Source organism: Microbacterium sp. LMI1-1-1.1 (genome assembly GCF_040815675.1).
Classification (GTDB): Bacteria; Actinomycetota; Actinomycetes; order Actinomycetales; family Microbacteriaceae; genus Microbacterium.
This window is the reverse complement of the sequence record NZ_JBFPNN010000001.1, coordinates 235,128-259,559: the sequence shown is the minus strand read 5'-3', so window position 1 is coordinate 259,559 and position 24,432 is coordinate 235,128. Positions and strand designations below refer to the sequence as shown.

General features: G+C 72.2%; 20 protein-coding genes. 3 read left to right on the top strand and 17 right to left on the bottom strand.

What is annotated here, in order from left to right; translation table 11 throughout:
- Positions 1 to 61: 61 nt before the first annotated feature.
- The 4 genes from mmsB to MRBLMI1_RS01190 all read right to left on the bottom strand — a co-directional run bounded on the left by mmsB (position 62) and on the right by MRBLMI1_RS01190 (position 5,467).
- A complete protein-coding gene (gene mmsB, locus MRBLMI1_RS01205) occupies positions 62 to 1,327 on the bottom strand; it encodes a multiple monosaccharide ABC transporter permease (protein WP_367726320.1) in 1,266 nt (421 codons plus the stop codon).
- Complete coding sequence (gene mmsA, locus MRBLMI1_RS01200) at positions 1,314 to 2,840, bottom strand: multiple monosaccharide ABC transporter ATP-binding protein (protein WP_367727530.1); 1,527 nt, start codon at positions 2,838 to 2,840, stop codon at positions 1,314 to 1,316. The genes mmsB and mmsA overlap by 14 nt, the downstream gene beginning before the upstream one ends.
- Positions 2,841 to 3,007: 167 nt before the next feature.
- Positions 3,008 to 4,108 carry a multiple monosaccharide ABC transporter substrate-binding protein gene (chvE, locus tag MRBLMI1_RS01195; RefSeq protein ID WP_367726319.1) on the bottom strand — a complete coding sequence of 367 codons (1,101 nt, stop codon included), beginning with the start codon at positions 4,106 to 4,108 and terminating at the stop codon, positions 3,008 to 3,010.
- Positions 4,109 to 4,438: 330 nt separating this feature from the next.
- Entirely contained in the window at positions 4,439 to 5,467 is a 1,029-nt protein-coding gene (locus MRBLMI1_RS01190; RefSeq protein WP_367726318.1) for a LacI family DNA-binding transcriptional regulator, read from the bottom strand.
- A gap of 124 nt (positions 5,468 to 5,591) precedes the next feature.
- Between MRBLMI1_RS01190 and MRBLMI1_RS01185 the strand changes: the two genes are divergently transcribed.
- Positions 5,592 to 6,575, top strand: coding sequence for a Gfo/Idh/MocA family protein (locus MRBLMI1_RS01185; RefSeq protein WP_367726317.1), 984 nt, complete (start codon positions 5,592 to 5,594; stop codon positions 6,573 to 6,575).
- A 227-nt stretch (positions 6,576 to 6,802) separates the two neighbouring features.
- On the top strand, positions 6,803 to 7,657 hold the full coding sequence (locus MRBLMI1_RS01180) for an NYN domain-containing protein (protein ID WP_367726316.1): 855 nt from the start codon (positions 6,803 to 6,805) through the stop codon (positions 7,655 to 7,657).
- A gap of 51 nt (positions 7,658 to 7,708) precedes the next feature.
- Here MRBLMI1_RS01180 and MRBLMI1_RS01175 read toward each other — a convergent pair whose 3' ends face one another.
- Positions 7,709 to 8,335 carry an alpha/beta fold hydrolase gene (locus MRBLMI1_RS01175; protein ID WP_367726315.1) on the bottom strand — a complete coding sequence of 209 codons (627 nt, stop codon included), beginning with the start codon at positions 8,333 to 8,335 and terminating at the stop codon, positions 7,709 to 7,711.
- The gene (locus tag MRBLMI1_RS01170; RefSeq protein WP_367726314.1) at positions 8,332 to 9,888 is read right to left on the bottom strand and encodes an ATP-dependent DNA ligase; all 1,557 of its coding nucleotides are present in this window, start codon (positions 9,886 to 9,888) and stop codon (positions 8,332 to 8,334) included. The genes MRBLMI1_RS01175 and MRBLMI1_RS01170 overlap by 4 nt, the downstream gene beginning before the upstream one ends.
- Positions 9,889 to 10,067: 179 nt before the next feature.
- On the opposite strand from MRBLMI1_RS01170, the gene MRBLMI1_RS01165 reads away from it, so the two are divergent.
- The gene (locus tag MRBLMI1_RS01165) at positions 10,068 to 11,717 is read left to right on the top strand and encodes a RecQ family ATP-dependent DNA helicase (protein ID WP_367726313.1); all 1,650 of its coding nucleotides are present in this window, start codon (positions 10,068 to 10,070) and stop codon (positions 11,715 to 11,717) included.
- A 99-nt stretch (positions 11,718 to 11,816) separates the two neighbouring features.
- On the opposite strand, the gene MRBLMI1_RS01160 is transcribed toward MRBLMI1_RS01165, so the two are convergent.
- From MRBLMI1_RS01160 to MRBLMI1_RS01110, 11 genes are all read right to left on the bottom strand, one after another.
- Positions 11,817 to 12,224, bottom strand: coding sequence for a DoxX family protein (locus tag MRBLMI1_RS01160; protein WP_367726312.1), 408 nt, complete (start codon positions 12,222 to 12,224; stop codon positions 11,817 to 11,819).
- 106 nt (positions 12,225 to 12,330) lie between these two features.
- Positions 12,331 to 13,098, bottom strand: a complete 768-nt coding sequence (locus tag MRBLMI1_RS01155; RefSeq protein WP_367726311.1) for an ABC transporter ATP-binding protein — start codon at positions 13,096 to 13,098, stop codon at positions 12,331 to 12,333.
- Positions 13,095 to 13,907 (bottom strand): ATP-binding cassette domain-containing protein, encoded by an 813-nt coding sequence (locus tag MRBLMI1_RS01150; RefSeq protein ID WP_367726310.1) that lies wholly within the window; start codon positions 13,905 to 13,907, stop codon positions 13,095 to 13,097. Before MRBLMI1_RS01150 ends, MRBLMI1_RS01155 begins: the two co-directional genes overlap by 4 nt.
- Positions 13,904 to 14,770 (bottom strand): ABC transporter permease, encoded by an 867-nt coding sequence (locus MRBLMI1_RS01145; RefSeq protein ID WP_367726309.1) that lies wholly within the window; start codon positions 14,768 to 14,770, stop codon positions 13,904 to 13,906. Before MRBLMI1_RS01145 ends, MRBLMI1_RS01150 begins: the two co-directional genes overlap by 4 nt.
- A complete protein-coding gene (locus tag MRBLMI1_RS01140; RefSeq protein WP_367726308.1) occupies positions 14,767 to 15,714 on the bottom strand; it encodes an ABC transporter permease in 948 nt (315 codons plus the stop codon). Before MRBLMI1_RS01140 ends, MRBLMI1_RS01145 begins: the two co-directional genes overlap by 4 nt.
- A 32-nt stretch (positions 15,715 to 15,746) precedes the next feature.
- Positions 15,747 to 17,261, bottom strand: coding sequence for an ABC transporter substrate-binding protein (locus MRBLMI1_RS01135; RefSeq protein WP_367726307.1), 1,515 nt, complete (start codon positions 17,259 to 17,261; stop codon positions 15,747 to 15,749).
- Between the two features lie 205 nt (positions 17,262 to 17,466).
- Entirely contained in the window at positions 17,467 to 18,213 is a 747-nt protein-coding gene (locus MRBLMI1_RS01130; protein WP_367726306.1) for a DUF1684 domain-containing protein, read from the bottom strand.
- Between the two features lie 108 nt (positions 18,214 to 18,321).
- Positions 18,322 to 19,098, bottom strand: coding sequence for an LLM class flavin-dependent oxidoreductase (locus MRBLMI1_RS01125; protein ID WP_367726305.1), 777 nt, complete (start codon positions 19,096 to 19,098; stop codon positions 18,322 to 18,324).
- On the bottom strand, positions 19,095 to 20,027 hold the full coding sequence (locus MRBLMI1_RS01120; protein WP_367726304.1) for an LLM class flavin-dependent oxidoreductase: 933 nt from the start codon (positions 20,025 to 20,027) through the stop codon (positions 19,095 to 19,097). Before MRBLMI1_RS01120 ends, MRBLMI1_RS01125 begins: the two co-directional genes overlap by 4 nt.
- A gap of 686 nt (positions 20,028 to 20,713) precedes the next feature.
- Positions 20,714 to 23,248: an ATP-dependent Clp protease ATP-binding subunit gene (locus MRBLMI1_RS01115; protein WP_367726303.1), complete on the bottom strand. Its 2,535-nt coding sequence runs from the start codon at positions 23,246 to 23,248 to the stop codon at positions 20,714 to 20,716.
- A gap of 66 nt (positions 23,249 to 23,314) precedes the next feature.
- Entirely contained in the window at positions 23,315 to 24,181 is an 867-nt protein-coding gene (locus MRBLMI1_RS01110; protein ID WP_367726302.1) for a hypothetical protein, read from the bottom strand.
- Between the last annotated feature and the right edge of the window lie 251 nt (positions 24,182 to 24,432).

Below are 24,432 nucleotides of genomic sequence, written 5' to 3'. Positions count from 1 at the left end.
GTGCGAACGACGGACGCCCCGCCGCAGCAGCGACGGGGCGTCCGGGAGAGCCGGCGACGGCTCAGCCGCGGGTGCGGTTCTTGTTGTAGACGTCGAACGCGACGGCGAGCAGGAGCACGAGGCCCTTGATGAACTGCTGCACATCGGTCGAGATGCCCATGAGCGACATGCCGTTGTTCAGCACACCCATGACCAGACCACCGGCGATGGCGCCGACCACGCGGCCTACACCGCCCTGCACGGCCGCACCACCGATGAACGCGGCAGCAATGGCATCCAGCTCGAACAGGTTTCCGGCACCGGGGCCGGCCGAGTTCAGGCGGCCCGTGAAGACGATGCCCGCCAGCGCCGCCAGCGTGCCCATGTTGACGAACAGCATGAAGTCGACGCGACGGGTCTTGATGCCCGACAGCTTCGCCGCGGTGCGGTTGCCGCCGATGGCGTAGATGTGACGACCGAAGACGCTGCGGCTCATGACGACCGAGTAGCCGATGATGAGTACGGCCAGGACGACGAGCACGATCGGGGTGCCGCGCGAGTTCGGCGCGACGCCCAGCAGGTACGTGAGGTACGCGATGAGCGCGCCGCCGCCGATGATCTTGAACAGGAACCAGACCTGGGGCTCGTTCTGCAGCTCGAGAGCGGCGCGCTTGGCACGCTGGCGCACCTGGGTCACGACGAAGAGCACGAGCGTCAGCACGCCGAGGCCGACGGTGATCCACTCCGCCGGGGACGACGAGGCCGGGAACAGGTCGGGGAAGAGGTACCCGCCGCCGAGCTGGCGGTACTCGCTCGGGAAGGGGGTGATCTGGGTGTTGCCCAGGGTCATCTGCGTGAGACCGCGGAACAGGAGCATGCCCGCCAGGGTCACGATGAACGCGGGTATGCCCACGTACGCCACCCAGAAGCCCTGCCACATGCCGACCACCGCGCCCAGGATCAGCGACAGCGTGATGCCGAGCCACCAGGGCAGACCCCACTGGACGATCAGCACGCCGGAGACGGCGCCGACGAACGCCGCGACCGAGCCGACCGAGAGGTCGATGTGGCCGGCGATGATGATCATCACCATGCCGATCGCGAGGATCAGGATGTAGCTGTTCTGGACGATGATGTTCGACACGTTGCCCGGAGTGAGCAGACGGCCGCCGGTGAGCGCCTGGAACAGCAGGACGATCACGATCAGGGCGATGAAGATGCCGATCTCGCGCAGACGCGAGGTGAGGAAGGGGATGATGCCCCCGGCGCCGCCGGGCGCGCCCCCGACGGGACCGCGGGGGGTTCCGCCCGGACCTGCCTGGGTCGCGGTGTTGTCAAGCGCTGACATGGTCGGCTTCCTTCTCCTTCGTCATGAGCACCATGAGGGCCTCGGGGGTCGCTTCCTCGATGGGCAGCTGACCGGTGATGTGTCCCTCGCTGAGGGTGTAGATGCGGTCGCAGATGCCGAGCAGCTCGGGGAGCTCCGAGGAGATCACCAGCACGCCCTTCCCCTGCGCCGCGAGAGAGTTGATGATCGTGTAGATCTCGTACTTGGCGCCGACGTCGATGCCGCGCGTCGGCTCGTCGAGGATGAGCACCTCGGGGTCGGAGTACAGCCACTGCGACAGCACGACCTTCTGCTGGTTACCGCCGGAGAGCTTGCCGACCACGACGTCCACCGAGGGCGCCTTGATGTTCATCGACTGGCGGTACCGGTTGGCGACGAGGTACTCCTGGTCACCGTCGACCCAGCCGCCCTTGGCGAGCTTGCGCATGCCGGCGAGCGAGATGTTCCGCTTGATGGTGTCGATGAGGTTGAGCCCGGCGCCCTTGCGGTCCTCGGTCACGTAGGCCAGTCCGCTGCGGATGGCCGCGGGGACGCTGGAGGTGTCCGCCTTCTGCCCGCGGATGAAGACCTCGCCGGAGATGCGCGACCCGAAGCTCTTGCCGAACACGCTCATCGCGAGCTCGGTGCGGCCGGCGCCCATGAGACCCGCGATGCCCACGACCTCGCCCGCGCGGACGGTGAGGTTCGCGTCGTGGATGACGGTGCGCGAGGCGTCCGTCGGGTGGTGGACCGTCCAGTCCGCGATGCGCAGGACCTCCTCGCCGATCTCGACGTCGCGGTCCGGGTAGCGGTTCTCGAGCTCGCGACCGACCATGCCGCGGATGATGCGGTCCTCGCTGGTGCCGCCGGTGGCGACGTCCAGGGTCTCGATCGTGCGACCGTCGCGGATGATCGTGACCTCGTCGGCGATCGCGCGGATCTCGTTGAGCTTGTGGCTGATGATGATGCTCGTGATCCCCTGACCCTTGAGGTGGCGGATCAGGTCGAGCAGGTGGGCCGAGTCGTCGTCGTTCAGGGCGGCGGTCGGCTCGTCGAGGATGAGGAGCTTGACGTCCTTCGACAGCGCCTTGGCGATCTCGACCAGCTGCTGCTTGCCGACGCCGATCTCGTTCACGGGGACGTCGGGGCTGTCGCCCAGGCCCACGCGGGCCAGGAGCTTGGATGCCTCCCGGTTGGTGGCATCCCAGTCGATCAGGCCGCGCTGGGTGATCTCGTTGCCGAGGAAGATGTTCTCCGCGATCGAGAGGTAGGGGCTCAGCGCGAGCTCCTGGTGGATGATGACGATGCCGGCCGCTTCGCTGTCACGGATGTCCTTGAACTCGACGGTCTGACCGTCGAAGACGATCTCGCCGCGGTAGTCGCCGGCGGGGTACACACCGCTCAGCACCTTCATCAGAGTGGACTTGCCGGCGCCGTTCTCGCCGCAGATGGCGTGGACGGATCCCCGCTCGACGGTCAGCGACACGTCCGAGAGCGCGATGACGCCGGGGAACTCCTTGGTGATCGAGCGCATCTCGAGGATGGTGCTCACGAGGTCCTCCTTGGTCGACCGGCTCGTGGCCGGTCTGGGGTGGTGGAGAGGAGTCCGTCACGCGGCGGACTCGCGGGAGCCTCCGCCGCGACCGAGGGGTCTCGGCCGCGGCGGAGGCGGGTGGGAGGGCCGGAGCCCTCCCGGTGGGATCAGCCCAGGTCGGCCTCGGAGTAGTAACCGCTGTCGACGAGGATCTCCTTGTAGTTGTCCTTCGTCACGATCGTCGACTCGAGCAGGTACGAGGGGACGACCTTCTCGCCGTTGTCGTAGGTCTCGGTGTCGTTGACCTCGGGCTCCTCGCCCTTGCGGATCGAGTCCACCATCGAGACGGCCTGCTTGGCCAGCTCGCGGGTGTCCTTGAAGATCGTCGAGTACTGCTCGCCGGCGATGATCGACTTGATCGAGCCGACCTCGGCGTCCTGACCGGTGATGACCGGGAGGTCGCTGGCGGAGTAGCCGCCCGAGGTGAGGGCCGAGATGATGCCGATCGACAGACCGTCGTAGGGCGACAGGACACCGTTCAGCTTGGTGTCGCCGATGACGGTGAGGATGTTCTCCATGCGCTCCTGCGCGGTCTCGGGCAGCCAGCGGAGGATCGCGGCCTGGCCGAACTCCGTCTGACCGGACGGGACCGTCAGCACACCCGAGTCCAGGTAGGGCTGAAGGGTGTCGATGGCACCGTTCCAGAAGAACGTGGCGTTGTTGTCGTCGGGGCTACCGGCGAACAGCTCGACGTTGAACGGACCGGCGGCGCCGGTCTCGTTGCCCGACTCGTCCAGGACGCCCAGGCCCGTCAGCAGCGACGTGGCCTGCTGGACGCCGACCTGGTAGTTGTCGAAGGTCGTGTAGTAGTCGACGTTCTCGGTGCCGTTGATGAGACGGTCGTACGCGATGACGGGGATGTCCTGGTCGGCGGCCTGCTGCAGGACGTCGGTCAGGGTGGTGCCGTCGATGGAGGCGATGATCAGGGCGTTGGCGCCCGAGGTGATCATGTTCTCGATCTGCGAGACCTGGGTGGGGATGTCGTCGTTGGCGTACTGCAGGTCGACGGTGTAGCCGAGCTCCTCGAGCTGCGACTTGACGTTGTTGCCGTCCGCGATCCAGCGCTCCGACTGCTGCGTCGGCATCGCGACGCCGATGACGCCGCCCGACTCGCCGTCGCCCTCGGCTGCGCCGCCGCCGCTGCGGTCGCCGCCGCAGCCCGTGAGGCTGAGCGCGAGGACGGCAGCCCCGGCGACCATGGTGAGCATGCTGTGCTTCTTCACTCTGGTTCCCTTCGTTGGGTTGATGTGTCGGTCCCTCCACGCGGAGTCCACCGTTGCCAGCGTTCCCGGAGTCATGAGGGTGCATCGCTCGGCGGGGCGAAACGAGGCCGGTCGGAGACCGCGGGCCCGTTCGGGCGTCCCGCGTCGTTCGAAACGTCTTCGTCTCGACGGATCCGCTCCGCAGCGAGTCCCGTCGGCTGATGTGTCACCGTCATGTGACCGTTCACATTGTGTGTGTGATGCTACTCCCCATTCCCGCGGAAGTGTCAAGTCCGAATGCGTAGCGAGTGTCGCCGTTGCCGAAACGTGACGAAGTCAGCGCGACGGGGGCGCCGTCGAGGACCGCACCACCAGGCGCAGGTGGTCCGGCTGCTGCTCCTCCAGGTCGGGGATCGTCACGCCGAGAGCGGCGAGCAGGTCGGTGACGGCGCGGTGGCCGATCCCCGGGAAGTCCTGCCGGACCGTCGTCAACGGCGGCCAGAGGTGGGCCGACTCCGGCACGTCGTCGAAGCCGACGACCGAGATGTCCTCGGGCACCGAGCGGCCGATGGCGCGCACCGCGTGCATGAACCCGAGGGCCATGTGGTCGTTGCCGGCGAAGACGGCCGTGGCGTCCTCGAACCGCAGCAGCTCCAGGCCGGCCTCGAACCCGAACTGCGCCGTCCAGTCGCCGAGGACCGGCGGTCGGATCGAGAGGTCGTTGGCATCCATCTCCAGGAGATAGCCCCGCATGCGGTGCTCGGCCTCCAGCCAGTCGCGCGGGCCGGCGATGTGGAGGATGCGACGGTGACCCAGCTCGACGAGATGGCGGACGGCCGCGCGGGCGCCGGCGACCTGGTCGTTGTGGGAGGACGCGCCGGCCGAGCCGGTGGAGGAGACGATCTGAACCGGGACCGGGAGGCGCATCTCGTCGAGGATCGGCACGACACGCGACTGCGGGGCCACCGCGATGAGCCCCTCGACGGACTGCTGCATGAGGTGGTCGATCGAGGCGCGCACGTCGTCCGGGTCGCTCGTGGCGAGGTTGGTGACCGTCAGGCGGTACCCGGCCGCGCGCGCGGCGGACTCGACCGCCTGGATCATGGCCGCGACGCCGTACGTCGCCGCCCGCGGCCCGAGGACGCCGATGAGACGCGAGCGGCTGCTGGCGAGCGCGCGGGCCGCCTGATTCGGGACGAACTTCAGCTCCGCGATCGCCGACCGCACCTTGGCGGCGGTCTCGGGGCGCAGCTGCGAGCTGTTGTTGATCACGCGGGAGACGGTCTGGTACGACACTCCGGCGAGACGGGCGACGTCGCGGATGCTCGGGGCACGCCCCGTGTCCGGCGTTTCGGTGTCGCTCATTCGTCCGCTCCATCGCGTCGGCCCCGCGCTATTGCGTGACCGGTCACACGAGAATAACGCCTCCGCGCCGTCGCGCCACCTCGACGGGGCCGGACCGGCCGTTCCGGCGGCTACGCTCGTTGCCATGACTGGACTGCACTGGGGCATCCTCGCCACGGGCGGCATCGCGCACGCCTTCACCTCCGACCTGCGCACCGCGGGTCTCGACGTCGTCGCCGTCGGCTCGCGCCGCCTCGACAGCGCCCGCGCGTTCGCGGCGGAGTACGACATCCCGCACGCGCACGGGTCGTACGAGGAGCTCGTCGCCGACCCCGACGTCGACATCGTCTACATCGCCACGCCCCACCCCGGCCACGTCGACAATGCGCTGCTCGCCCTCGACCACGGCAAGCACATCCTCGTCGAGAAGCCGTTCACGCTGAACGCCGAGGAGGCCGCGCTGATCCGCGACCGCGCCGCCGAGAAGGGCCTGCTCGCCATGGAGGCGATGTGGACCCGCTACCTCCCGCACATGGTGCGCATCCGCGAGATCCTCGCCGCCGGGACCCTCGGCGAGATCCGCGTCGTGTCGGCCGACCACACGCAGAAGATCTCCACCGACCCGGCCCACCGACTCAACGCCCTCGAGCTCGGGGGCGGGGCGCTCCTGGACCTCGGCATCTACCCCATCTCCTTCGCCGTCGACGTGCTGGGGCTGCCGGAGCAGATCACCGCGCTGGCCCGCCTGTCCGACGCGGGGAGCGACGCGGAGGTCGCGACGGCGTTCGTCCACCCGGGCGGAGCGGTCTCGACGACCGTGTCGTCCTCGCGCGGCGCCGGGACGAACCTGGCCCAGATCGTCGGCACCGAGGCCCGCATCGAGATCGACCGCGTCTGGTACACCCCGACGTCGTTCCGCGTCGTCCGGCCCGACGGCGAGGTCATCGAGGAGTTCCGCACCGAGATCGAGGGACGCGGCATGCAGTTCCAGGCCCTCGCCGCCGAGCGTCTCGCGGCCGCGGGGCAGCGCGACAGCGACGTCCTCCCCCTCGACGAGACCGTCGCGATCATGGGCGTGCTCGACGAGGTCCGCCGTCAGATCGGCGTGTCCTACCCCGGCGGGCGCTGAGCCCGCGGCATCCCTCCGCCCTCCCCGTCCCCGAGCGGGCCGGTCCGCCGTCCGGCTGGCCGTCTCGCGGGGCCGGGCGGGCTGACCGTCGTGCGGAGATCGGGCCGACACGCCGCGGCCCGCTCCCCCGGAGACGGCGTGTCGTCGACGGACTCCGCACGACGGCCGGCCGCAGGGACGGGCCGAGGACTGGCACGCCGGTCCCGGGACGGGTGAGGATGGATGCCATGCCCGACTCCCCCGCCGCCCGCGTCGCCGTCTATCTGGACTTCGACAACATCGTGATGTCCTGGTACGACCGCGTCCACGGCCGGAACGCCTACTCCCGCGACCGTCAGCGCATCGGTGAGAACCCGATGGATCCCGAGATCGCGGAACGGCTGACCAAGGCGACGATCGACGTGGGTGCCGTCATCGACTACGCGGCATCCTTCGGCACCCTCGTGCTCACGCGGGCGTACGCCGACTGGTCCGCGCCGGTGAACGCCGAGTACCGCTCGCAGCTCGTCGCGCGCGCCGTCGACCTCGTGCAGCTGTTCCCTGCGGCCGCGTACGCCAAGAACGGCGCCGACATCCGCCTGGCGGTGGACACGGTCGAGGACATGTTCCGCCTCCCCGACCTCACGCACGTGGTCATCGTCGCCGGCGACAGCGACTACGTCCCGCTCGCGCAGCGGTGCAAGAGGCTCGGCCGCTACGTCGTCGGGGTCGGTGTCGCCGGATCGACGGCGAAGTCGCTGGCCGCGGCCTGCGACCGGTTCGACGCGTACGACTCCCTCCCCGGCATCCCGAACCTCGCCGAGACGAAGAAGGAGACCACCCCGTCGCGTCCGCGCGCCCGCAAGCGGTCGCAGGATCCCGCGGTGAACCTCCTCGAACGGGCGATGCAGCTGGAGGCCGAGCGCGCCGACGGCGAATGGCTGCACGCCTCGGCCGTGAAGGACCTCATGAAGCGCCTCGACCCGTCGTTCAGCGAGAAGGCGCTGGGTTTCCGCAGCTTCTCCGACTTCCTCAAGGCGCAGACCGGCGTCGCCGAGGTGGACGAGGAGTCGAACGTCGTGCAGGTGCGCCGCCCGTCCTGACGACGCCCGTCACGGAGCAGTCGGGCCGGGCCGCCGGCCCGGCGGACGCCGCTACCGCCGCGCGGCGCCGGGAGCGACGTGCTCGAGCACGGTCTCCCATGCCGAACTGAGTGTGACCTGTCCCTGCGCGTTGTCGTACCGCCCGGCGTCCACCACCTCGACCTGCGCGGCCGGGATCCGGTCCCGGTACCACTCGGCGTCGGCGGCATCCGGTGTCCCGCCCTCGCCGATGAGCACGAGCGTGCGCGCCTGCAGATCATCCAGCATGGGCGTCTGCATGTCGCGGGACAGGGCGTCGGTCGGGCTCAACACGCCGACGAGCGCGAGCCGGTCGACGCGCGCTCCCATCGCCGCCGCGAGGTGGACGGCGATGGGACCGGCGGACCGCTCGCCGACGAGGCCGACCGTGGTCTCGGGCGCCTCGCGCTCCATCAGGTCTTTGAGGGCGTCGACGGTGAGACCGGCCGGCGTCTGTCCGCCGAAGGCGGGCGGGTCCTCGAGCTCGGGGGCGTCCAGGCCGATCGCGACGATGCGCACGTCGTGACCCGAGGTGATGCGCGGGTCGGGATCGGTCGTGGCGACGGCGCCGGTGCGCAGGACGAACACGGCCCGCGGGGCCCCGGGGGTGCCGAAGCTGCGGTATTCGAGCTCGCCGTCGAGCCAGGGGGCACGGCTCATGCGTCCGCTCCTTCCATCGGGGCTGCGGCAGCGCCCGGGAGGAGCGACCGCAGCGTGCTGATCGTGTCGGCCTCGGCGGCCGTCTTGTCGGAGCGGTACGCCTTGACGCGCGCGAAACGCAGCGCGACACCGCCCGGGTAGCGCACGGAGCGCTGCACCCCGTCGATGGCGATCTCGACGACGGTGTCGGGGGTGACCTGGATGCCACCGGGCACGGTCCCGTTCGCGCGCTCGGCGAAGTAGTCGGTCTGCCACCGGAGCAGCTCGTCGGTCAGGCCCTTGAACGTCTTGCCGACCATGACGAAGCCGCCGGGCTCGCCGAACGCCCCCTCGGGGTCGCGCGCGCCGAGGTGGAGGTTGGACAGCCAGTCGGACCGGCGGCCGGAGCCCCGTTCGAGCCCGAGCACGACCAGGTCGAACGTGTGCACCGGCTTCACCTTGAGCCAGCTCTTGCCGCGACGACCGGCCGTGTAGGCGGCGTCGACGCCCTTGACCATGACCCCCTCGTGCCCCGCCGCCAGAGCGTCGCGGGCGAAGGCGTCGGCGGCATCCGGATCGTCCGTGATCAGCGCAGGGATGCGCCACGGGCCGGCGATCCGCTCCAGCTCGGCCTGCCGTGCTTCGAGCGGCTCGTCGACGAGGTCGCGCCCGTCGACGTGCAGCACGTCGAAGAACCACGGGCGCAGGGCGATCTCGCGGGCGGTCTCGGCGCCGAACCGCGCCATCGTGTCCTGGAACGGGCGAGGTGCCCCGTCCTCGTCGAGCGACAGCGTCTCGCCGTCGAGGATGACGTCGTGCACGGGCAGCGAGCGGGCGACCTCCACGATCTCGGGCACCCGGTGCGTGACGTCGGCGAGCGTGCGCGTGTAGACCCGCACGTCGTCTCCGCTGCGGTGCACCTGCACGCGGGCGCCGTCGAGCTTGTACTCGATCGAGGCGCGGCCGGCCGTCGCGAGGGCGTCCGCCACGGACGTCGCGGTCGAGGCCAGCATGGGCTGCACGCCGCGTCCGACGACGAGGCCCACGGCGTCGAGATCGTCCTCGGTGCCGGTGAGCGCGACGACCGCCGTCTCGCCGAGGTCGCCCGACAGCATCGCCGCGCGCCGCACCGCCGCCCCGTCGCGCGCGGACGCCCGCGCGACCGCGTCGAGCAGGACCCCCTCGAGGGCACCGGTCCGCAGCTCCCCGGTCATGATGCGGATGAGCAGGGCCCACTCCGAGGCGGTCGCCCGCCCGGCGAGATCGTCGATCACCGCGGCGCGCACCGCCCCCGATCCGGCACCGCCGATGTCGAGGAGTCGCGAGAAGGCGGCATCCACGTCGAGGATCGTCAGCGACGGGGTCCCGGCGTGCTCGCCGGAGCGCGCGGACAGGGTGCGCCACCCGACGCCGAGCCGGCCCTGCCGCGGCGACGCCGTGAGCAGGCCGATCGCGGGCACGATCTCGTCCGCGTCGAGACGCCCGACGAGACCCGCGAGCGCGTCGACCTTCGCGAGGCGCGAGCGGGTGCCGGCCACGGCCACCAGGGCGGTCTCGAGTTCGGCGAAGAGCATGAGGGCATCCTGGCATCCCCCTCCGACATCCCCGGACGGGTTGCGCTCGCGCCGCCCGGGGAGGGACGGATGCCGCCCGGGCCGGCCCCGCCGAGAACAGATCGTCGGCGCGCTCGCAACCCCCGTTCCGATGTCGGAGGTCTGGAGTGTGCTGGACCCCTCTCCAGGAAAGAGGTCCCGTGAACGCTCCCGCCACCGCCGAACAGTCCGCCCGTACCGCCCGCGAGGTGTTCGGCTGGGACGACCTGCTGCCCGGCCAGGCGGAGGCGATCGACGCCGTCGTCGGCGGGCGGGACACGCTGGTGGTGTTCCCCACCGGCGCGGGCAAGTCGGCCGTGTACCAGATCGCCGGCTGCGAGCTGGGCGGGACGACCGTCGTGATCTCCCCGCTCCTGGCGTTGCAGCGCGATCAGATCGACTCCATCGACGCCGCCCCCGACGCGCCCGCCGCCGTCGCCCTGAACTCCCGCACCCGCGCCGCGGCGCGGAAGGCCGCCTGGGAGGCCATCGAGGGCGAGGACGCCGTGTACGCGTTCCTCGCCCCGGAGCAGCTCGCGAACCCCGAGGTGTTCGACCGTCTCGTCGCCGCCGACGTGCGCCTCGTCGTCATCGACGAGGCCCATTGCGTCTCGGCGTGGGGGCACGACTTCCGCCCGGACTACGCCCGTCTCGGCGACATGATCGACGCGCTCGGCCACCCGCCCGTGCTGGCGCTGACCGCGACGGCATCCGGTCCCGTGCGCGACGACATCGTCGCCAGCCTGCGCATGCGCGACCCGCACCTGGAGGTGCGAGGCATGGACCGGCCCGAGATCCATCTCGCCGTCCGCCGGCACGAGGAGGACGACGAGAAACGCCGCGCGGTCGTCGACGACGTCCTCGGCGAGGAGGGCGCCGTCCTGCTGTACGTCGCCACCCGCAAGGAGACCGACGCGTACGCCGCCGAACTCGTCGAGCACGGACGGCGCGCCGCGGCCTACCACGGCGGCATGGCGCAGAAGCGCCGGGACGAGGTGCACGCCGAGTGGAGGGCGGGCGAGCTCGATGTGGTCGTGGCGACCTCGGCGTTCGGAATGGGCGTCGACAAGCCGGACGTGCGTCTGGTCGTGCACGCCGACGTGACCGAGTCGCTCGACTCCTACGCGCAGGAGATCGGCCGCGCCGCCCGGGACGGGCAGCCGGCGCGCGCGATCCTGCATTACCGTGCGGAGGACTTCTCGCTGCGGTCCTTCTTCGCCGGCGGGCACAGCAGGAAGGCGGACGTCGCGGGGGTGTGGGATGTCCTGCGCTCCGCGGACGGCCCCCTGCGGGCCAAGGCGGTCGCCGAGAAGGGCGGGCGCAGCACACGCGCGATCGGCCGCGTGCTGAACCAGCTGGTCGCCACCGGACTGGCGGCGGCGGGCGCCGACGGGGTGCGGGCGGCGACGGATGCCTCCGCGGGCGACGCAGTGTCCGCGGTGCGCGAGCGCGACGAGGCCGATGAGCGCATCCGCACCTCGCGCATCGAGATCATGCGGGGCTACGCCGAGACGGTGCACTGCCGGCGACGGGCGCTGCTGGAGTACTTCGGCGTCGACTTCCCCGCCCGTTGCGAGTCCTGCGACCGATGCGACGCGACGGATGCCGCCGACACGGACACGTCGGCGACGGAGCACGACCAGGACGGTCTGTCCATCGACGCGACGGTCGAGCACGAGGAGTTCGGCTCGGGCACGATCATGGGCGTCGAGGACGACCGGTTGACGGTGTTCTTCCCCGACCACGGCTACAAGGTGCTCGCCCGCTCGGCTCTGAAGCGCGGCATCCTGGAGCTCGGCCAGGCCGCCTGACGCGCCGCGCCGGCGTTCGGGGCGCGATTCGTGCACGGGGACGCCCGCTGACCGCCCCGGTGCACATCCCGCGCCCCGAACCGGACGACCGCCGCGGCGTCAGGCCCGACGTGTCGCCCAGACAGCCCACGCCACGAGGACCGGCTGCAGGAACAGGCGCACGAAGCGGGCGCGGTCGGTGCTCAGGCCCGGCGCCGAGCGGCCCGTCCGCCACTGGTGGACGTTGCCCGGGAACACCGCGACGAAGAACGCCGCGATCGCCGCGCCCACTCGTCCCCGCTCGCGAGGCAGCGCGACCAGGGCGGTCCCCAGCAGGATCTCGAGGGCACCGGATGCCACGACGACGGCGTCCTTGTCGGTGTGCAGCATCCGCGTCGCCCACCCCGGCACGACGATGCGGTACCCGCGCCGCCCCCAGGTGAGGTGCGAGACCCCCGCTCCGACCAGCAGCAGTGCGAGCGCCCCTCGCGCGGCGGAACGGACGGTGAGACCTCGACGGCGCGGCATCCGGTCAGTCTGCCATCCGCCGACGTGCCCGGGGCCGCCACCGCGGCAGCGGCCGGCACCGCCCCGGCGCCCGGGCCCGTCACCGCGGCAGGTGCGCCGGGGGCCGTCACCGCGGCAGGCGCGGCACCGACGCGAGGAGACGGGCGGTGTAGGGGTGCGCCGGCCGCGACAGGACGTCCGCGGTCGGCCCCTCTTCGACCAGGCGTCCGCCCTCGAGCACGGCGACGCGGGTGCAGAGCGCGGCGACGACGGTGAGGTCGTGCGAGACGAGCAGCATCCCGATGCCCCGCTCCGCCGCCAGCCGCTGGAACAGCTCGATCACCTGCAGGCGCACGCTCGTGTCGAGGGCGCTCACCGGCTCGTCTGCCAGCAGCAGCCGCGGCTCGGGCGCGAGCGCGCGGGCGATCGCGATGCGTTGCCGCTGTCCGCCCGAGAACGCCTCCGGGTAGCGGCCGGCGGCGTCGGCGGGGAGCCCCACGTCGGCCAGCAGCGCGGCCACCCGTGCCCGACGGTCGCCGGGGATGCCGAGCGAGCGCAGCGGCTCGGCGATCGAGTCGCCGACGGTCATGCGGGGGTCCAGCGACGAGAACGGGTCCTGGTACACCGGCTGCACCGCGCGGCGGTAGTCCCGCAGCGCCGCGCGCCGCCCGGTCGGCAGCGGCGTCCCGTCGAAGCGCACGGTGCCGGAGGTCGGTGTCTGCAGCCCCAGGGCGACGCGCAGCAGCGAGGTCTTGCCTGCACCCGACTCACCCACGAGCCCGACGCTCTCCCCCGGTGCCAGCGCGAGCGACACGTCGTGCAGCACCGGACGCCCGCTGCGGTAGGCGAACGCGATGTTCTCGAGCGACAGGATCGGCGCGGCGGTGCCGGTCATCGGGGTCCCTCCGGCAGCAGGTCGTCAAGGGCACGGGATGCCGCGACGAGCTGCTGCGTGTACGGATCGACGGGCGCGGAGACGAGCGTGGCCGTGTCGGCGACCTCCACCTGCCGGCCGTCCTTCATGACGAGCACGCGGTCGGTCATCCGGGTGACGACGGGGAGGTCGTGACTGATGAACAGCAGCGCCATCCCGCGCTCCGACACCTCGCGCTGCAGCAGGTCGAGCACCCCGGCCTGCACCGTCACGTCGAGGGCGGTCGTCGGCTCGTCCGCGATCAGCAGGCGCGGCGAGCCGGCGAGGGCGAGGGCGATGGCCACACGCTGACGCTGACCGCCGGAGATCTCGTGGATGTAGCTCCGCGCGATGCGCTCCGGCTCGGGCAGCTGCACGTCGGCCAAGGCGTCGAGCACGGCACGGCGCAGCGCATCGCCGCGGAGTCCGCGATGCCGGGCGAGCGGCCAGGTCAGCTGCTTGCCCACCCGCATGAGCGGGTCGAGCGAGGCGAGCGGCTCCTGGAACACCGCGCCGAGCACCGTACCGCGGACCCGATCGAGTCGGCGTTGCGGCGCCGTCACGGCATCCACGGTCCCCTCCCCGGTGCCGATCCGGGCGCTCCCGCGGGCGCGGAGCGGGTGCGCGAGGAGGCCGAGGGCGGCCAGGGCGGTGAGGGACTTGCCGGAGCCGGACTCGCCGATGATGCCGAGGCGCTCGCCCGGCGCGACCGACACGGTGACCGCCTCGACGAGCGACCGGTCGTCGAGGTCGATGCCGAGCGCGTCGAGGTCCAGGAGCGGCGCGGTCATCGGATGCTCCTCGAGGCGGGGTCGGCGACGTCCCGCACGCCGTCGGCGAGCAGGTTGATGCCGACGATCGTCATGACCAGCAGGATGCCGGGGAGCAACGCCGCCGTCGGGGCGACGGTGACGGTGCTCTGCGCCTCCTGCAGCATCCGCCCCCAGGACGCGTTCGGCGGAGGCGAGCCCAGACCGAGGTACGACAGGGAGGCCTCGGCGATCACGGCCCCGCCGAACTGCAGCGCGAGCGGGACGATGAGGGTGGGCCACACGTTGGGCAGGACGTGCCGGCCGACGATGCCGACGACCCCCGTGCCCGACGTGCGCGCGGCGGTGACGAAGTCGCGGCCGAGGACGCGCACCGCCGTCACGCGGGTGAGGCGCGCCACCACGGCGGAGCCGGCGAGCCCGATGGCGAGGATCGCGGACTCCAGCGACGCCCCCCGCCACGCGACGATCAGCATCGCCAGGAGGACGGTGGGGAACGCGATGGCGATGTCGAGCAGGCTCGACACCGCGTCGTCGACGAGCGGCCCCGCGATCGCGGCGACGAGTCCGACGAGCATCCCGACCACCGCGGCGATCGCCACGGACCCGACGCCGACGAGCATCGCCAGACGGGCGCCGACCATGAGCTGCGAGAACAGGTCGCGCCCGAGACGGTCGGTCCCCGCCCAATGCTCGGCGCCCGGGGGCAGCAGCCGGCCGCCGCCGGTCTCCTCGGGGGAGAACGGCGTCCAGAACAGCGAGACGACCGCGACGACCGCGATGAGGCCGAAGAGCACCGCCCCGACGGCGAGGTTGATCGAGCGGCGACGGGCACGGCGCGGCGCACGCGGCTCGGTGACGATGGCGACGGCGGCGGTGCTCATGCCACCGCCTTCGCGCGCCGGTTGCCCGACAGCGTCCCCCGCAGGCGCGGGTCGATCAGGCGCTGCGCCACGTCGGCGACGAAGCCGAGCAGGAGGACGAGGGCGGTGGAGAACAGGATGACCCCCTGGACGCTCGGGAAGTCCTGCTCGCGGATGGCGACGAGGAGCATGTCGCCGAGCCCGGGAAGAGCGAAGACCCGTTCGATGATGACGGCGCCGACGAACGTCGTGGACAGCTGGATGGCCAGGATCGAGATCACCGGGACCACGGCGTTGCGGATGCCGTGACGACGCAGCGCCGTGCCGAAGCCCTGTCCCGTCGCGCGGGCGGCGCGGAGGTACTGCTGCCCGAGCACGTCGAGGGTGGCGCTGCGGACGTACCGCGCCAGGTCGCTGCCGGCGACGATCGCGATCGTGACCACGGGCAGGGTCAGCGCGAACAGGGCGGCACCCGGATCCTCCCAGTCGCGGCGCGGGAAGCCGCCGGCCGGGAACAGGCGCCAGTTCAACGAAAGCAGACCCACCAGCAGGATGCCGACCCAGAACACCGGGACGGCCCCGCCCAGCTGCGACAGCGCCGAGAAGGCGCTGCCGTACCAGGTGCGGGACTTCCACGCGGCGAGGAAGCCGACCGGCACGGCGATGACCACCGAGAGGAGGAACGACAGCAGCGTCAGCGGCAGCGTGACGTTCAGACGCCGGAGGATCTCGTCGCCGACCGGCAGCCGGTTCGTGAAGCTCTGCCCGAGGTCGAGGGTGGCGAGCTGCCCGACGTAGTCGAGGAACTGCTGCCACAGCGGCCGGTCCACGCCGAGGCGGGCGGCCGCCGCCGCGATCTCGGCGTCGGTCGCCCCCACGGAGATGAGGGAGAAGACCGGGTTGCCGAGCACGCGCAGCACGACGAACAGGATCACCACCGCCAGCGCGAGCGCCAGCAGCAGCAATCCTGTCCGTCGGAGCAGATAACGCCCGATGATCAGCCCTTCTGGATGCCGCTGACGTAGAACAGCGAGTTGAGGCCGTTCTCGGGCACGCCCGTCACACCCGGGGCGGCGACGCGCAGCTGGGGGTTGAGGTAGAGCCACACGCTCGCGGCGTCGTCGGAGATCTGCTGGTTGACCTGGCGGATGAGCTCGGTCTGCTCCTCGACGCTCCCGGCCGCCTCCGACTCGGTGAGCCAGCGCTGCACGTCGGCGTTGTCGTAGCCCCAGTAGAAGTCGGGGTTGCCGTAGAAGTTGATGTCGCGGTCGTTGACGTGGCCCTGCAGCGTCGCCTGGAAGTCCTTGTCCGTGTAGACCTGCTGGTACCACTGGTCGTCGGTGATGATCTCGATGTCCGCGGTGATGCCGACCTTGGCCAGCTCCGCGGCGACGAACTCCGCCACCGTCGAGTGCACGCCCGAGTCCGGGGTCGCGATGGAGAAGGTGAAGCCGTCCGCGTATCCGGCCTCGGAGAGCAACTCTTCGGCGAGGGCGGGGTCGTACGGGTTGTTGTCGGCGAGGTCGATGTACCACGGCTCCGACGGCGGGACCATCGACCCGATCAGCTGACCGCGGCCGTCCCAGATCGCATCCAGGAGCTTCTCCCGATCGATCGCCGAGTAGATCGCCTTGCGGACGCGGGTGTCGCTGAACGGCTCGACGCGGTCGTTGAACGCGAGGATCTCCTTGGTGGTCGAGGTGCCCTCGATGATCTGGAAGCCGGCGTCCTCGAACTCGCCGAGGCTGTCGGGGTTGGACTGGCTCGTCACGAGGTCGACCGCACCGGTGAGCAGGGCGTTGTTCAGGGCCGTCGGGTCGGCGTAGTACTGGTAGACGACGCCGCCGTTCGCGGGAGCGTCGCCCCAGTAGTCGGGGTACACGCCGAGGGTGATCGAGTCGCCCTTGCGGTAGTCGTCGAGCTGGTAGGGACCGGTGCCGTCGGCCGTGGCGGTGAGGTCGCCGGCCTCGGAGTCGACGATCCAGACGTAGCCGAGGTTGTAGGTGAAGCTGATCGACGGCTGGCTGAGGGTGACCTCGACCGTGGAGTCGTCGACGGCGGTCACGGTGTCGATGACGCTGAGCTGACGCTTGCGTGCGGCGATCGATTCCTCGCCCACGAAGCGCTCCAGGCTGTAGACGACGTCGTCGGCCGTCAGCTCCTTGCCGGAGTGGAACGTCGCGTCCTGCAGCGTGAACGTGTAGGTGAGACCGTCCTCCGAGACCTCGGTCTCGGCGGCGAGCAGCGGCTCGACCTCCGCGTCGTCCGTGATCCGGAACAGGCCCTCGTACACGTTGCCGGTGAAGACCTCGGTGACGCCGGAGGAGCCGCCGAAGATCTGGTCGAGGTTGGTCGGCTCGTTCTGCGAGCCGACGACGATCTCGGCCGAGGGGTCCGCTCCGCCCCCGCTCGCGTCGCCGCCGCCGGCCGCGCAACCGGAGAGGACGAGCAGTCCGATGGTGGAGGCCGCGAGGGCGGCGCTGAGACGGGTGGAGCGCAGGCGTGAGGACACGTCGTTTCCTTCGGTGCGAGAACCGCGCGGGTGCTGTGGCGCGGCCGGGTGGGCGAGATCGGTGGTGGTCGGGGGTGTCCTGGCTGTCGGGGTGGATGCCGCGGGTGGGGTTCCGCGGCGGGTGTGCGAGGTGGGGCGGGATGGATGCCGCGGGGGCGGCCGCGGGGGCGCCGACGGCCTCAGAGGGCCGGCGCCGCCGCCCGTGTCAGGGGTGGAAGTCGCCGGCGAAGCGGACCCGCTTCTCCCCCGCGCGGACGGGGAAGGGCAGCCGGTTCTGGGGCGGCGGCAGCGGGCAGTTCATCTGGCTGGAGAATCCGCAGGGCGGCACGATCGCGCGGTTGAAGTCGATCTCGAGGTCCACGACGTCGCCGGGGACGAGCGGGCGCTCGGACGCCGGCCGGTCGAGGAAGAGGAAGCGACCGGCGCCGTAGCTCTCGGCGCCGTTCGTCGTGTCGCCGAACACGAGCTGGAGCTTGGCGGAGCCGCCGTACGCGGTGTCGAACGCCGCGAGCCGGAACTCCTGCCCGTCGCGCTCGAAGACGAGGTCCCCCGAGACGGGGAGCGCCCGCGTCGCGCCGTCGTCGCGGATGTGCTCGAACGGCACGACGCGCTCCTCGTCGACGAGCTCGAAGCGACCGGGGAGCACCCAGGACGGGTCGTAGTCGTAGTACTCGATGCCTTCGAACGCCAGGTTCGCCGGAGAGTCCTGTCGCCAGATGCGGTAGCCCTCCTGCGGCTCGCCGGAGTCGATGTCCTCGCGGTGCAGGCGGGTGAGCAGCGCGGCGTCGGGATGTCCCTCGCGCGCGACGGACTCCGGCACCGGAGGCGCACCGGCGGCCGACCAATGCGTCAGGACGAGGGCGAGGGCGCCCTGCGGGGCGGTCACGGTCGCGCGGCGGGAGGCGATCCACGCGGTGTGCGCGGCCGGGGCGGGGGTCTGGGGGGAAGACATCATCGACATTTCACAACGTGGGGCGTCGCACGAGAAATTCCGTGACGATTCGTTTCTTTCTGTCAGGTTCGCGGCCTCGTCGGCGGCGCGCGGTGCGCCGGGGCTCGGTCAGCGCGGTGCGGGCGCGGTGCGCCAGGCGAAGTCGACGTACGCCTCGACCGTGTCCCCGGGCACGATCGCGCGCAGCACGACCTCGTCCGCGGCTTCGGTGTAGGCCTCCAGCGCGTCGCCGAGCTCGGTCACGTCGCGGATGGTCGTGGCCGCGGCATCCACCCCCATCCGGGCGAAGTTCGCCGCGTAGTTCGGGAACGCGGCGTAGCGCGCCGTCTCGGCGTCGAGCCGCGCGCGGGCGGCCGACACGATGGCGGTGCGGACGTACACGGCGACATGGGCGGTCGACGCCAGGGCCTTCAGCTCGCGGGTCTGCGCCGCGGCCTCGGCCGGCGGCACCCAGTTCAGGAGCACGCCCTCCGCCGCGGTCGCGCCCAGGCGGCGCATCTTGGGACCGAGCGCCCCGACCACCACGCGCGGAACCCCCGCGTCGTGCAGCACCTCGACGGCCTCGCGGACCCGGCCCAGCGCGCCCTCGCGCGCGATGCCCGAGCCGATGCCGAGGGTCAGCCGTTCCGTCGGCAGACCGAGGGATGCCACCTCCTCGGCGATCATCGACGGGGGCCGACGGTCCACGGGCACGACGCCGGTGGCCAGGCGCAGGCGGCCGGTGACCTCCGCCGCGGCGGCGAGCGCTGCCAGCGCGTCGCCGTCGGGGGTGTCGTTGACCCAGAGGGTGTCGAACCCGGCCTTCTCTGCGGCGACCGCGATCTGCGCGATGGCGGCGGGTCCGAGCGAGCCGGCGACGCCGAGCGACACCGTCCCCCGGCTCACGCGACGCCTCCCTCGGTCGGCTGAGCCCGGCTGTCGGACGGACCCCGGGCGGCCCCGGACTCCGCGTCGGGCGACGCGACGGTCACCTGTCCCGCCGCGGAGAGGAACGCGGCGAGGTCGACGTCGTCCGTGGGGAGCAGGACGACGTCGTCGACGCCCGCGGCGTGGAAGCGTGCGACGCCCTCGGCCACCGCGGACACCGATCCGAACAGCGCACGCTCGGCGGCATCCGGCCGGTCCGTCATGCGCGCCGTGACGCGCTCCTCGGCGTCGGGTCCGAACGCCGTCAGCACGTACGCGACGACGTCGGCGCGCCCCTCGCGGCCGGCCTCGCGGCGACCGGCGTGCACCTCGTCGACGGCGGCGGCGACCTCCTCGACCGTGTGCCGACTGTCGAGCACGACGCCGTCGGCCACCGCCCCGGCGAGGCGCAGGGTCTTCGGACCCTCGGCGGCGGCGTAGACACGGGGGGCGACCGTGGGCGGCCAGTCGAGCGCGACATCGCGGAGCCGCACGTAGCGGCCCTCGGTCGTGACGGTCTCGCCGGCCAGCAGCGCGCGCAGCGCCGGCAGCTGCTCCTGCATGAGCGTCAGCGGGGAGGCGGCCTTGGCGCCGACCTGCCGCATCCAGTCCTGCACGCCGTGTCCGAACCCGGGCAGCAGGCGTCCGGGGAACATCCGCTCGATCGTGGCGACCTCCATGGCCGAGGCCGCGACGTTGCGCAGCGGGAGCGGGGCGATGCCGACGCCGATGCGGAGGTGGTCGGTGACGGCGAGGGCCGCGGCGGCCGCCGCCCACGCGGACGACCGGAAGCAGTCCTCCCACAGCCACAGCTCGGCCACCCCCGCGTCCTCCGCGGCCCGCGCGGCGTCGCGCAGCTCCTCGGGCGGATGCGGGTACGGGCTGAAGATCGTGCCGATACGACTCATGCCTCCACTCTGCCGCGCCCCACCGACATCGCGGCAGCCCCTGGCGCGCCCGCGCGCCGGTGTGCGACCCGCCGTCGGGCTCCACCTCGCCGAACTCCGGAGAAGTCCCGCCGCCCCCTCCCCGCCTCCCCCCACCCGCCCTCGCCGAACTCCGGAGAAGTTCCGCGGCCCCCTCCCGCCTCCCACCGCCCGCCCTCGCCGAACTCCGGAGAAGTTCCGCCGCCCCCTCCCCGCCTCCCACCGCCCGCCCTCGCCGAACTCCGGAAAGTTCGCGCCGCGGGTCCCGAATCGGCCTGTTCCCGGCCCTGCGGCCCCGAAAACTCAGGAGTACGGCGACGGCCCGCCACGCCACAGCCGCACCCCCGCCCCGGAAACTCCGGAGTACGGCGACGGCCCGCCACGCCACAGCCGCACCCCCGCCCCGAAAACTCAGGAGTACGGCGACGGCCCGCCACGCCACAGCCGCACCCCCGCCCCGGAAAATCCGGAGTACGGCGACGGCCCGCCACGCCACAGCCGCACACCCGCCCCGAAAACTCCGGAGTACGACGACGGCCCGCCACGCCACAGCCGCACACCCGCCCCGAAAACTCCGGAGTACGACGACGGCCCGCCGAAGCCCGACACGCCCCCGGGCACGGAAACGCCCCCGAGGTCCGAAGACCCCGGGGGCGTGCGATCCGCGACTACGCGGCGAGCGCCTCGACGCGCGACCCCGCCGTCACGACGAAGCCGGAGGCCGTGGCATCCACTGTCACCGCTCCCCCGTCGGCGAGCTCGCCCGAGACGAACAGGTCGGCGATGCGGTCGTCGACCTCGCGCTGGATGAGCCGGCGCAGCGGCCGGGCGCCGTACTCGGGCTCGTAGCCGACCTCCGCCAGCCGGTCGACGGCGGCCTCGGTGACCTCGAGGCCCACCTCGCGGGCGGCGAGCCGTCGCGCCGTCGCGCCGAGCATGAGCCGGACGATCTCGCGCAGCTGCTCCTTCTCGAGCTTGCGGAACATGACGATGTCGTCGATGCGGTTGAGGAACTCCGGCCGCATCGCCTCCCGCAGCTTGCCCATGACGCGGTCGCGCAGGTCGTCGTCGGCGAAGTCGCGTCCGGTCGTCGTGAAGCCGATCGCTCCGGAGCGGGATGCCAGGAACTCGCTGCCGAGGTTCGAGGTCATCACGATCACGGTGTTCCGGAAGTCCACCGTGCGCCCCTGACCGTCGGTCAGGCGTCCGTCGTCGAGCACCTGCAGCAGCAGGTTGAACACGTCGGGGTGGGCCTTCTCGATCTCGTCGAACAGGACGACCGCGTACGGGTTGCGGCGGACGCGCTCGGTGAGCTGTCCGGCCTCGTCGTAGCCGACGTACCCCGGAGGGGCGCCGACCAGGCGCGACACGGTGTGGCGCTCGCCGAACTCGCTCATGTCGAACCGGATGACCGCGCCCTCGTCGTCGAACAGCGACGACGCCAGGGCCTTGGCCAGCTCGGTCTTGCCGACGCCGGTCGGTCCGAGGAAGAGGAACGACCCGACGGGGCGGCGGGCGTCGCCCATGCCCGTGCGGTTGCGGCGGACGGCCTTGGACACGGCGGTGACCGCGGCGTCCTGTCCGATGACGCGCGCGTGCAGCTCGTCCTCCAGCTGGGCCAGGCGGCCGCGCTCCGTCTCGGTGAGGCGGGCGACGGGGATGCCGGTGGCCCGGCTGATGACGGCGGCGATCTCGGGCTCGTCGACGACCGCCCCGGCGGACGGCGCGGACGTGGCGCTGTCGAGCCGAACCTGCACGTCGGCGATCTCGTCGCGGATGCGCGAGGCCTCCTCGTAGTGCTCGGCGGACACCGCGGCGTTCTTGTCCGCCTCGAGCGTCGCGAGCCGCGCGACGAGGGCCGACACGTCGACCTTCGCGCCGAGGCGCAGCCGCAGCCGCGCGCCGGCCTGGTCGATGAGGTCGATGGCCTTGTCCGGGAGGACGCGGTCGGGCAGGTAGCGGTCGCCCAGCTCCACCGCCGCGCGCAGGGCGTCGTCGGTGTAGGTCACCTGGTGGTGCTCCTCGTAGGCCGAGCGCAGGCCGCGCAGGATCTCCACGGCATCCGGGATCGACGGCTCGCCGACGCGGACCGGCTGCAGGCGGCGCTCGAGGGCGGGGTCCTTCTCGATGGTGCGGTACTCGTTCAGGGTGGTGGCCCCCACCAGGTGGAGGTCGCCGCGCGCGAGGCGGGGCTTGAGGATGTTCCCGGCATCCATCGAGCCGTCGCCGGTGCCGCCGGCGCCGACGAGCGTGTGCACCTCGTCGATGAACACGACGAGCGAGCCCTTGTGGGCGGCGATCTCGTCCATCGTCTGGGTGAGGCGCTCCTCGAAGTCGCCGCGGTAGCGGGCGCCGGAGAGCATGGCGGCGAGGTCGATCGACACGACGCGCGTGCCGCGCAGCTGCTCCGGGACCTCCTCGGCCACGATCGCCCGGGCGAGACCCTCGACGATGGCGGTCTTGCCGACGCCGGCCTCGCCGATCAGGACGGGGTTGTTCTTCGTGCGACGGCTGAGGATCTCGATCGTCTGCTCGATCTCGTCCGCGCGCCCGATGACCGGGTCGAGCTCGCCGGCCGCCGCGCGGGCGGTCAGGTCGGTGCCGAAGCGGTCGAGGTTCGGGGTCGTGGATGCCTCTTCGGCGGGCGCGAGCGTCTCGTCGCCGCCCACGACGGTCTCTCGGACCCCCTGGGTCAGGGCCTCGGCGGTGACGCCGGCCTGCGCGAGGATCTGCCCGGCGGGGGCGTCCTGCGCGAGCACGAGGGCGAAGAACAGGTGGTCGGGGTCGACGTAGGTCGAGCCGGCGGCGCGGGCGACCTGGAAGGCGTGGAACAGCGCGCGCTGAACCGAGCCCGCGACGACGGCACCGTCGACGTTGGCGGCGGCACCGGCGGCGGGCAGGCGACTCTCCGCCGCGCGGGCGATGGCGGACGGGTCCGCGCCCAGGCGCATGACGGCGTCGCGGGCGGGCGACTGCCCGACGAGCACGTGGAGCACGTGCAGGGCGTCGAGCTCGCGCTGGCCGCGTCCGAGGGCGTACCGGCCGGCGGCCTGAAGGGCCTCCTGCGTCCGCGCGCTGAGGAAGCGGCTGAGGTCGATGGAGCGCTCGGCGCGCGCCCGCTCCCCCGCGAGGTAGCGCGCGAGGAACTCGTCGAACGACTGGGCGCCGTCGTCGCCGGCGCCGGGGGTGAGGTTCTCGGGCAATTCGTCTCCTGTGATACGTGAGTCGATCTGACGCAAGTTTGCTACTTGAGTCTCGACGTATCAAGTTCAACGTGACGATGCCGCCGGTATTCCCGGACCCAGGCGCGGGTCCACGTCGTCCCACAGCTCGACGGTCTGCACGACCCAGAACACGAGGAACAGGAGGAGCGCCGCCGCCTCCCCGACGAGGACCACCGGGAACCCGCGGAGGTCCACCACGGCCGTCCCCTCGAGCACGAGCGCGACGAGCAGGAGCACCAGGGTCAGGAGGATGCCGCCGGCCACGACCGCATAGGCGACGCGCACCCCGCGGGGGCGTCGTCCCGGTGACGGCGGACGTCGGGCGGCGAGCGCCGCGACCGCCCCGACGAGCGCGAAGAACGCCACGGCCGCGACGGTGTGCGCCGCCAGGAGGAACCCCTGCGGCGAGGAAGCAGCCCACAGGGAGCCGCCGACGACCAGGGCCAGGATGACGCCGATCGTGATCGCGACCCCCCGGCTCGCGGTCCCCTGCACCCGCGCCAGGATCGCCGCCGCGACGGCTCCGAGGACGACGACGGATGCCACGGAGACGGCGTTGTTCGCCACGGTCGGCACGACCTCGGGCGGGACGCAGCGTCCGCCCGCCGGACACGCGTCCCCGTCGACGGTGGTCGGCACCACGGCCACGACGAGCGCGAGCACCGCGGCGACGTCGAGCAGCCCCTGCTCGAGGCTCCGGCCCGAGAGCGCCACGAGGGCGGCCGCGACCGCGAAGAGGCTCCCCACGAACACCGGCCCCGCCGGCGAGTAGTACGCGGCGCTGAGGGAGGACAGCGGCCCGCCGACGACGAACTGGACCGCGACCGAGACCGCCAGCAGCACGGAGGCCCCGACGAGGACCAGACGGACGTACCGGTAGGTCCGCTGCGTCGAGGTGGTGCGGAGGCGCATTCCGCCATCCTTTCAGCGGCGCGGCCCGTCGCGGGGTCCGCCGTCCCGCGGACTCGCGGGCGACACGCCGCCTCCCGGGCCCACCCCCACGGCGTGTCGGCCCCGAACTCCGCACGACGGCACGGACGACGACCCCGACACGACGGCACGGACCCGGATGAATGCCACCGGCCCGGCATCCATCCGGGCCCGCCGGGGGGTGTCCGATGTCGGAGGCCCGGAGCATACTGGCCGCACACGAGGGAGGACCG